The organism is Streptomyces sp. NPDC041108, from assembly GCF_055592645.1.
In genome coordinates this window covers 1-9,093 of the sequence record NZ_JBVIYK010000043.1, presented here as the reverse complement: position 1 = coordinate 9,093, position 9,093 = coordinate 1, and the positions used below count along the sequence as shown (strand labels likewise).

The 9,093-nt window shown below is 67.6% G+C and carries 7 protein-coding genes and 2 pseudogenes; 6 read left to right on the top strand and 3 right to left on the bottom strand.

The window, feature by feature from the left end:
• Window positions 1-447: pseudogene (locus ACZ6BB_RS41940) on the top strand (transposase); the annotation flags it as partial.
• A gap of 471 nt (window positions 448-918) precedes the next feature.
• Here ACZ6BB_RS41940 and ACZ6BB_RS41935 read toward each other — a convergent pair.
• Window positions 919-1,074, bottom strand: a pseudogene (locus tag ACZ6BB_RS41935) (IS630 family transposase); the annotation flags it as partial.
• Window positions 1,075-1,622: 548 nt separating this feature from the next.
• Between ACZ6BB_RS41935 and ACZ6BB_RS41930 the strand changes: the two are divergent.
• Genes ACZ6BB_RS41930 through ACZ6BB_RS41910 form a run of 5 tightly spaced genes read left to right on the top strand, consistent with a single transcriptional unit; the run spans window position 1,623 to window position 6,187 of the window.
• Window positions 1,623-1,733 (top strand): keywimysin-related RiPP, encoded by a 111-nt coding sequence (locus ACZ6BB_RS41930; protein ID WP_107050258.1) that lies wholly within the window; start codon window positions 1,623-1,625, stop codon window positions 1,731-1,733.
• A gap of 26 nt (window positions 1,734-1,759) precedes the next feature.
• Window positions 1,760-3,616, top strand: a complete 1,857-nt coding sequence (locus ACZ6BB_RS41925; RefSeq protein ID WP_471620339.1) for a lasso peptide isopeptide bond-forming cyclase — start codon at window positions 1,760-1,762, stop codon at window positions 3,614-3,616.
• Between the two features lie 29 nt (window positions 3,617-3,645).
• Complete coding sequence (locus tag ACZ6BB_RS41920; RefSeq protein ID WP_471620338.1) at window positions 3,646-3,900, top strand: lasso peptide biosynthesis PqqD family chaperone; 255 nt, start codon at window positions 3,646-3,648, stop codon at window positions 3,898-3,900.
• Window positions 3,897-4,331 carry a lasso peptide biosynthesis B2 protein gene (locus ACZ6BB_RS41915; protein WP_471620337.1) on the top strand — a complete coding sequence of 145 codons (435 nt, stop codon included), beginning with the start codon at window positions 3,897-3,899 and terminating at the stop codon, window positions 4,329-4,331. The genes ACZ6BB_RS41920 and ACZ6BB_RS41915 overlap by 4 nt, the downstream gene beginning before the upstream one ends.
• Window positions 4,328-6,187, top strand: coding sequence for an ABC transporter ATP-binding protein (locus tag ACZ6BB_RS41910; protein WP_471620336.1), 1,860 nt, complete (start codon window positions 4,328-4,330; stop codon window positions 6,185-6,187). The genes ACZ6BB_RS41915 and ACZ6BB_RS41910 overlap by 4 nt, the downstream gene beginning before the upstream one ends.
• 420 nt (window positions 6,188-6,607) lie before the next feature.
• Here ACZ6BB_RS41910 and ACZ6BB_RS41905 read toward each other — a convergent pair whose 3' ends face one another.
• Both ACZ6BB_RS41905 and ACZ6BB_RS41900 read right to left on the bottom strand, forming a co-directional pair.
• Window positions 6,608-7,975, bottom strand: coding sequence for a tetratricopeptide repeat protein (locus tag ACZ6BB_RS41905; protein WP_471620335.1), 1,368 nt, complete (start codon window positions 7,973-7,975; stop codon window positions 6,608-6,610).
• A 204-nt stretch (window positions 7,976-8,179) separates the two neighbouring features.
• On the bottom strand, window positions 8,180-8,869 hold the full coding sequence (locus tag ACZ6BB_RS41900) for a hypothetical protein (protein ID WP_471620334.1): 690 nt from the start codon (window positions 8,867-8,869) through the stop codon (window positions 8,180-8,182).
• Window positions 8,870-9,093: the final 224 nt, after the last annotated feature.

Sequence of the window (9,093 nt, the reverse complement as noted above, 5' to 3'; positions counted from 1 at the left end):
GAGATCGTTCGCGAGGGCGCCCGCCGGATGCTCGCCGCCGCCTTGGAGGCGGAAGTCAACCAATACATAGCTGAATTGGCTGCCGAGACCGACGAGCATGGGCGGCGACTGGTCGTCCGCAACGGCCGTCACCGGCCCCGCACCGTGGTCACCGCGGCCGGGCCGGGCGAGGTCAGGGCCCCGCGGGTGAACGACCGCCGTGTCGACGATCAGACCGGCGAGCGCAAGCGGTTCTCCTCCAAGATCCTGCCGCCGTGGTGCCGCAAGTCGCCGAAGATCTCCGAGGTGCTGCCACTGCTCTACCTGCACGGACTGTCGTCCGGAGACTTCGTGCCCGCACTGGAGCAGTTCCTCGGCGGCGCGGCCGGCCTGTCACCCGCCACGGTGACCCGGCTGACCAGGCAGCGGAGCGACGACCACGCCGCCTTCCAGGCCCGCGACCTGTCGGACCGCGTCAGGGTCCGAGACCGCCGGCTGTTACCGGCTCGGGTTCAGGACGATGGCTGTAGCCAGCGCCGCGCCGCGGCGAGACTCACCTCGACGTCATCGCTCCAAGAGCAGACCTCCAGCCATGAGAGGTAGCCGCCTTGCGCGAAGACCAGGACCTCGCCAGGACACTCGCCGGTTTCGGTGAACAGCTGCACGTCGGCAGCCACGACGGTGCCGGGGCCCGTTGGCGCGGGCTCCACCGCGTCGGCGTCAAGGTCGAAGTAGGCAGTGCCGCAACCGCACTCACAGCAGGATTGCACCCTGAGTTGGGGCACCTGCCGTCGGAGGACGACGTGAATAGGCTCGTCCGGGTTCAGGACGAGGTCAAGCACGTCGGCTACGTCCTCAGGCAGGCTGTCAGTCATGCCGCCACCGTAGCTGACCAGCAGCTTTGGGCTTCGCCCAATTTCGGGTCCGCCGACCCGACGCTCACAGGTCCAGGGCCAGGTCGGTTCCGGCGAGGCAGCCGTCGATGGCCTCCGGTCGGTACTGCAGCATCTTCAGTCTGCGCTTCACCGCGCGGGTGATCTGGCCGAGGTCGGCCGCAGCGAGGTTGCCGATGTCACGCTTGACCAGCGACCAGACATCTCGACAGCGATCTCAATCGCGGTGTCCACGCCGTCGCGCAACTGAGCCCACCGCTCCGCCATTTCCTTCCGCTCGAGAGGCCTGCCCCTGGCCTCGGACCGTCTGCGAGGCAATGGAGATCGGCGGCAGCATCCAGCCATTCAGGTAGAAGAAGCGTGGAAGGGAGCGCGGCGGCAAGATCGGAGTGCGCCCCGGCGGCTCCGTCCGGCTCCCGTCGGCGCGCCCTCTTCGCCACGCCCACCGTCTGCTTCTCGATGCACAGGCCGAATCGTTTTTCCGTCCTTGCTCGCACCCCGCTCGCCCAATGTTTCACCTCTGACGAACCTTGTGAGCCGCAGTGCAGCTCTCTGGCCACTTTAGAATTTTACATTTCATCCCATTTTCTCTAGTGCCCTTGCCGCGTCATCCACCTATGCACCTAGCTAGTGCGTACACCCGCTTCCTCGTTCCGGGCTCCCGATGAGCCTGGACGGGACGGCAGTGAACCGGTCTCCGGTTCCCGGCCGGCCAGGGGGCGGTCGTGACACCGCATGTGAGGAGACGTCATGAAGAAGGCTTACGAGGCGCCGACGCTGGTCCGGCTCGGGACGTTCCGGAAGAAGACCGGGCTCCTGCAGAGCTCCGGCAACGACCGTCTCATCCTGAGCAAGAACTGACGAGCGACGGTTCCTGACCCGACGTCATGACTGAACTGCACGAGAGTGCGGGGACGGGCCCCGGCGACGCGCACTTCACGGTCTTCACCGACCGGGAGGACGCGGCCGCCGTGGCCCGCTCCTTCACCCACCCCGGAACGCGAATCCTGCAGCACGCTTCGGGCCGGCCCTGGCTGGTGGGGCGGTGGCACGATGAGGAGATCGTCACCGTACGGGCCGGCCACACGGCCCTCGCCGTCATCGGCTGCTGCCCGGTCGATGCCGCAGAGCTCGAGCGCCATGCCGGGAGGCTGCGGGATCTTGCCGAGCTCGACGCCCTGGCCCGCTCCCTTCCCGGTAGCTTCCATCTCGTCGCCGCGCTCGGCGGGCGGCTCAGGGTGCAGGGCACCGCCTCCGGGCTCCGACTGGTCTTCCACGCCCCCGTTGACGGAACACAGGTGGCTGCCAGCCGCGCCGACGTACTCGCCGCGGCGCTCGGCACCGACCCGGACGAGGAGCAACTGGCCGTCCGGCTGCTGTGGCCGGTTCCCCATCCACTCGCCGAGGCACCCATGTGGCGAGGCATCACCGCCGTGTCCCCCCAGGACGCGCTGATCGTCTCGCCGGACGGCCGGACCGTACGCCACTCGCGCTGGTGGACACCGCCGGAACCGGTACGCACGCTCGCCGACGGCGCCCCCCTCGTCCGCGAAGCCCTGGCCGCGGCGGTCGACGCCCGCACCCGGCAGGGTGGCGTAGTCAGCTGCGACCTCTCAGGCGGCCTGGATTCCACCTCCATCTGCTTCCTGGCGGATCGCTCACCGGCCCGGGTTGTGGCCAGCACCTGGCCTGGTCGTGACCCCGCCGACACCGATCTGTACTGGGCCGAACAGGCCGCCCGGTCGATGTCTGACATCGACCATGTGGTCTGGGACGCCGACGCCTCGCCGCTCGTCTACACCGGCCTGCTCGGCATCGATGACCTGCTGGACGAACCGACCATCGGTGTCATGGACCGATCAAGGGTCCTGCACCACCTGCCCGGCCTGGCGGAGCGGGGTAGCCGGTTGCACCTGACCGGCATCGGCGGCGACCACGTGGCCTGGTGCTCCGAGGCGTACTACCACCGACTGCTGCGCACCCGCCCGCTGTTCGCGCTGCGCCAGCTGCGCGGCTTTAGGGCCCTGTGGCAGTGGCCGCTGGGCGGCACGGCACGCGCGCTGGCCGACTCACGGCCGTACGGGAAGTGGCTGGCCGACTCCAGCGGCCGCCTGCGAGACCCACTACCCGCCACGGTCAGCACCAGCCTCGGCTGGGGCATGCCCCCTCGCCTCTTCGACTGGGTCACCCCCGACGCCGAACGGATGGCCCAAGGGGCGCTGCGAGAGGCCGCCGTGACCGCCGTACCGCTGCACCCGGACCGCGGCCTGCACACCGACCTCGAACAAATCCTTTCCTGCACCCGCATCATCCGCCAGTGGGACAGGATGGCCGCCCGGGCCGGCGTACCGATGGCCTCGCCGTTCCTCGACGACCGCGTCATCGAGGCATGCCTCGCCGTGCGCCCGAGCGAGCGTGTCACGCCCTGGCAGTACAAACCCCTCCTGACCACTGCCATGAGCGGGATCGTGCCCGATGCGTGCCTGCGGCGCACCAACAAGGCCGCCGCTTCCATGGACGCATCCAACGGACTGCGCGAACACCGCGCCGATCTGCTGGCGCTGTGGGAGGACTCCCGGCTGGAACAGCTCGGACTGGTCGACGGCGCAGCCCTGCGCCGGCTCGCCCAACGCCCGGCCACACCCGAACTGCGCGACGCGATCCTCTACTCGACCATCGCCGCCGAAGTATGGCTGCGCGGCCTCCACCGAACCACCGGGCCCAAGGCTCCCGCCTCCTCATGACCACCGTTCCCCAGCAGAAAGGCACACGCATGGCATTGAAGTTCGGCGCCAATGTCTCCACAGCCGAGACGGACTACGGCACGGTCCTCCTGGACGAACGCGCCGGGGACTACTGGGAGCTGAATCCGACCGGCACCTTGGTGGTCAACACGCTGATGGCGGGCGGTGACGAAGCCGCCGCGGTCGCCGCGCTCACCGATGAGTTCGACATCGACCTCGCCCAGGCGAAGCAGGACGTCGACGCCCTCGTACAGCAACTGCGGGCCTCGGGGCTGGCCGAATGACGACGCCCAGCGCCCTGGAGCGGCCCACCGGCGTGCCCTTCGCTCGGCGCCTGGCCGCCCGTCTCGTCCTGATCCCCGCCCTCGTGTTCTCACTCCTGCCGCCCCGCCGGATCCGCGCTGTGCTCCATCTCGCATGTCGCGGAGCCACGCCGGCCACGGCCGAACAGGCGAAGAACGCACGGGACGCTATGTGCGCGGTGAGCCTGCGCTGCGCCGGGCCGAAAGGCTGCCTGCCCCGGTCTCTGGGAGCCGCGCTGCTGTGCCGCCTGGGAGGGAGCTGGCCGACTTGGTGCACCGGGGTGCGCGTGGTGCCGCCGTTCACGGCGCACGCCTGGATCGAGGCGGACGGCCGCCCCGTGGACGAGGGTGTACCCGACGACTACTTCACCCGGCTCATCACGGTCGCTCCCGGGAGCCGATGGGGCCGATGACCGACACCGTCGTGGATCAGGCGCAGCCGGCGGTCGAGGGGGACCGCTCCACCCGGGCCGCGGTCGCCACCATGTACCGGCTGACTGCCGGGCACCGGGCTTCGGTCCTCGTCGCCACCGTACTCACCCTCGTCGGCTCCGCTCTGGGGCTTGCTCAGCCGCTCGTCGCCAAACAGGTCGTGGACGCGAGTGGGCGCGGACAGGTGCTGGGGCCACTGCTGCTGTTCCTGGCCGTACTGTTCGTCACCGAAGCGGCGATCGGCGCGGTGGGCCGCTTCGTCCTGGAGCGCATGGGCGAAGGCGTCGTACGAGGGCTGCGCCACAGCCTGGTTGGGCGGCTGCTCCGGCTGGAGATGAAGGAATACGACCGGCACCGCAGCGGCGACCTGATCTCCCGGGTCACCGCCGACACCACCCTGCTCAGAGAAGTCGTCTCCCAGGCACTGGTCGACCTGGTGACCGGTGCCCTCGTCGCCGCGGGGGCGATCGTCCTCATGGTATGGATCGACCCGCTGCTGCTCCTCCTGGTCGCCCTCACCGTAGCTACCGCCGCCGTGATTGTCGCCTCGCTCCTCAAGGGCATCCGGGCTGCCTCCGAACACATGCAGACCTCCGTCGGCGCGATCGCCGCCGACCTCGAACGCGCCCTCGGCGCCCTGCCGATGGTCCGGGTTCACCGAGCCGAGGACCGTGAAGCGGCCCGCATCGGAGAACGCGTAGAGGCGGCCTACAGCGCCGGCGTACGGACCGCGAAACTCGCCTCCGTGATGAGCCCCGCGGTCGAACTCGCCGTCCAGGGCTCCTTCCTGATCGTCCTGGTCATCGGCGGCCTGCGGGTCAACGGCCACGCCAACTCGCTCGGCGACCTGGTCGCCTTCCTGCTGTATGCCTCCTACCTGGTCCTTCCGCTGTCCTCGGTCTTCCGGGCGGTCGGTCTGATCCAGCGTGGCATGGGGGCCTACCAGCGCATCGAGCAGGCGCTGTCCCTGCCGGCGGAGCCCTCCCAGGAGACGCCGGCCGTCCGGGCATGCACGCGCGAGGCGGCCCGGCAGACCGTCTCGTACCAGGAGCCCGCTCTCGCCCTGCGGAATCTCAGCTTCGGCTACGACCCGGACCGGCCGGTGTTGCGCGGCGTCTCGTTCACCGTCCCCTACCGGCAGCAGACGGCCCTGGTCGGCCTGTCGGGTGCTGGGAAGAGCACAATCTTCGCCCTCGTGGCCAGATTCTACGAACCGGACTCCGGGACCCTGCTGTTCGACGGCCTGCCCGCCACCGCACTGAGCCGCACCGCATGCCGGTCACGCATCGCCGTCGTCGACCAGAACACCCACGTCGTCCACGGCACCCTCTGGGACAACATCACCTACGCCACGCCCGACGCCACCCAGGCAGAAGTGCAACACGTCGTCGAGCTCGCCCAGCTGGAACGGGTCGTGCGGCGGCTGCCGGGCGGCTTGTCGGGAATGCTCGGCGAACGCGGCGCCACCCTGTCAGCGGGAGAGCGCCAGCGCGTGGCCCTGGCCCGCGCCCTACTCGCCCGCCCCTCGATCCTCCTGCTCGACGAGCCCACCTCCCACCTCGACACCATCAATGAGACCGCGCTCAACACAGTGATGAAGGACGTCGCCCAGGAATGCGCCCTGCTGGTCATCGCACACCGGCTCTCCACCGTCCAGCACGCCGACCAGATCGTCGTACTGGACAACGGCCGCACCACCGCCCAAGGACATCACCAGGCACTACTCACCAGCAGCCCCATCTACCGCGAACTGGCCGCCGGACAGATGCTCCACCCAGCCAACGCCCAGACCTCCCCCGTGGCGACCGCCCGCCCCCACCCACGCCACCCGCAATGAACCGGACACGGACACGACACCGAACGCGCCTCAGGCAGTCCAGCCAGCCATCACCCTGGGCCAGGGCGACGGCGACGGCCAAGCCGTTGCTCCCTGCCGCGAAGGTGTCCGGCACCGACGACGTCATCGCCGGACACCTCCACGAGGCCACATCGGCACCACTTCGCCCGCGCTTACGTCATCCCCATCGGCTGACCGGGGTTATTGGGTCTGTGTAGTAGCGAATGGTGGAACTCAGTCGGTTTTGTTCAGCGGCGTCCGGCGCTGAGCCGGCCGACGGAGGAGAAGAGATGAGCGGGAACCACTTGATCTCAGAATCGCTCGGATACGGTCATCGCTCCATGTCCCGCATCCCGGCATGAATATGCGGAACAGCCAGTGCGTTCTTGAGAAGAGTGCTCCCAGAACGGTTTCGGATGGTCAATTGCGCGGCTTCCGCAGTGGTGACTCGTCTGCATCATTGAGCCAGTGGGCGAGTTCGCGCCCCGTTGCTGTGGTGCGAGGATGGTCAGGCCCCAGAACACGAACTCGATCGGCCAGTAGCTGCCTGAAGTCATCGACGGCGTCGGTTACTTCTCCTGCTTCACCTCGCCAGTGGGCAAAGCTATGCCGAGTGGCGAGGGTGTCAGGATGGTCAGGCCCCAGAACGCGTAGCCGATCGGCCAGCACTGCGGCGAACGCGACTGCGGCACCGGTCGCGTCCCCTGCTTTACCTCGCCAATAGGCCACACTATGGCGAGTGGCCAGGATGGCGGGAGCGTCCATGTCCGAACTACTACCGTGGTCGCGCGGATCGATCGCAGCCGGGTCTCCGCGCCAGTAAGCGATGGTGTGACGTGCCGGAGCACTACCGGCATCTTTTGAGTGCGGTGTCCTCAGCATGTCACGCAGCAGTTCGGTGAAAGCAGTGGCGGCACCAGGCGCGTCTCCCGCGTCTCCTGTCCATCTGGCGAGGCTGTGCCGGGTCGTCAGGGTGTGGAGGTGGTGTGGTCCCAACACACTCGACATGTCGGGGAGCAGTTCAGCGAAAGCAGCGACGGTGCCCGCGGCATCCCCCGCTTCTCCTTTCCATCTGGCGAAATCGTGTCGTACGGCAAGGGTGTCCGGGTGATCAGGGCCCGGGAAGTTACTGGTCATGTCAGCTAGTTGTCGGTAGTGGTCACGGGCCGCTGTGACCTGACCGTTGCGGCCAAGGCTGGTGCCGAGATGAAACAGCGCACGGTGCACATGTGGTTCGCACATCATGTTATCGGTGTGACTAGTGAGTGAGAGAGTATTGGCGCGCAAGGCCTCAGCGAAGTCCGTGTCGCGTTCAATTCCAGGCCAGACGGAGCTCAGGGCGTCAGCAACGGTCCAGGCGGCTTGGCGATACCGCGCAGGGTCGAGCTGGTCGCGGACGCTTCGTTGAACCAACTGGTGAACTTTCACTGCTTGGTTCTGAGACACTCGGCCGTGATCGACGAGGTTGAGGCGGTGGAGAGCCCGCAGCGCGCCCACTGCCTCGGCGGTTGTGACCTTGGTCGGACATTCTGGTTGCTGTGATAGTGCTCCCGCGTCACGCTTCTCCGGTCGGAAACGCGGGCCGGCAACGTGGTCCCCGACGCTGCGTGCTGCAAGGTATGCCAAGACAGGATCGCTGATCAGAACGGGGAGTGGTATGCCGTTGGGGTCCAGCATGGCGGCTAACTGCAGCATTGGGCGAGCAAGACCCCGGGGACGCAGCCGGTCCGCGCGGTCGATGGAAAGTGCCCAGGCGGCAGCTAGGGTGACAGCCTGATCGTCGGGCAAAGCGCTTGGCTCTGGAGTGACATCAACCAGGGTCGTAGCGCGGTCGGCGAGTAGTCGCCGGTAACTGGCACAGTCGATGTCGGCGTCGATGAGATATGCGGCAGCCTGGGCCAGGGCAAGAGGAAGATGGCCAAGGTCGGCAGCTGAGGCATTCAGCTGATCGGAAGAGTCACGGCGACCGTGGACCGCCAGACGGTTCGTGAGTTATACGGAGGACTCCTCCGCTGTGAATAGCCCTACCTGCACAAGCCGTTGATTATCACTGATGAGCGCAGCGTCACGGCGTCGCGTAGTCACCACCACGGGACCGTGTGGGTCAGCGGGAGGCCAGAGACCACGCAGGTCGGCAGGATCCGCGACATCGTCGAGCACTACCAACCACCGGTACGACGCCTTGTCTCCTGATCCGGGGCGGTAAGTGCTCCCCTTGTGAACGAGCATCTTTGGCTGAAGCCAGGCCAGGAAGGCACTGGCAGCCTGTTCGACATCAGATGAATTGATGCCGGTCACGTCAGCGGCGGCCTGCGCGTACCCGGCGAGAACTGCCGACCGGGTGGAGGCGGTGATCCACACCATGAGGTCGACCTCGCCAGCCTGCCACGCCAAACGAGCATAGTGAGCGGCCAGCTGCGTCTTGCCCACTCCGCCCATGCCGGACAACACCTGGCCAAGGACCGCGGTGCCACCCTCGGCCAGAGTTGCTCTCAGTACCTCGGCAGCGGCCCGATGTTGGAAGCAAGCGGCCTGCCGCGGGATGAGGCCTACCTGGTGTGGCAACGGCACGGGGATTCGGGGTGCCGCACGGTAGTGGGCTTCGTCGATGTGAACGGCAGCGATACCGTGATCGGCCTGGATGACTTGGTCGATGTGCGCGGTGAAGGCATCACCGTTCAAGGGGAGAGAACCTGGGCTTTGGGTGACCGGTCCGCTCAGCCCTGCGGCGGAGCCGGCTGTCGAGGAGGGCCCAAGTGTGCCCCTCCGTTGATGACACCTGCAGCGATCCCATTTTCCGCACTGGCATTTAGACGTCATCTCATTTGGCGAGTCTGCGGTAGCAGATGAGGGTGCAGGCGATGCTGGTGAAGGCCAGGAAGTGCTCGGCTTTGCGCTCGTAGCGT

Coding starts and splice junctions, on each gene's coding strand:
- ACZ6BB_RS41930 (WP_107050258.1), top strand. CDS start 1,623: ATGAAGAAGGCTTACGAGGCGCCGACGCTGGTCCGGCTCGGGACGTTC.
- ACZ6BB_RS41915 (WP_471620337.1), top strand. CDS start 3,897: ATGACGACGCCCAGCGCCCTGGAGCGGCCCACCGGCGTGCCCTTCGCT.
- ACZ6BB_RS41910 (WP_471620336.1), top strand. CDS start 4,328: ATGACCGACACCGTCGTGGATCAGGCGCAGCCGGCGGTCGAGGGGGAC.
- ACZ6BB_RS41925 (WP_471620339.1), top strand. CDS start 1,760: ATGACTGAACTGCACGAGAGTGCGGGGACGGGCCCCGGCGACGCGCAC.
- ACZ6BB_RS41920 (WP_471620338.1), top strand. CDS start 3,646: ATGGCATTGAAGTTCGGCGCCAATGTCTCCACAGCCGAGACGGACTAC.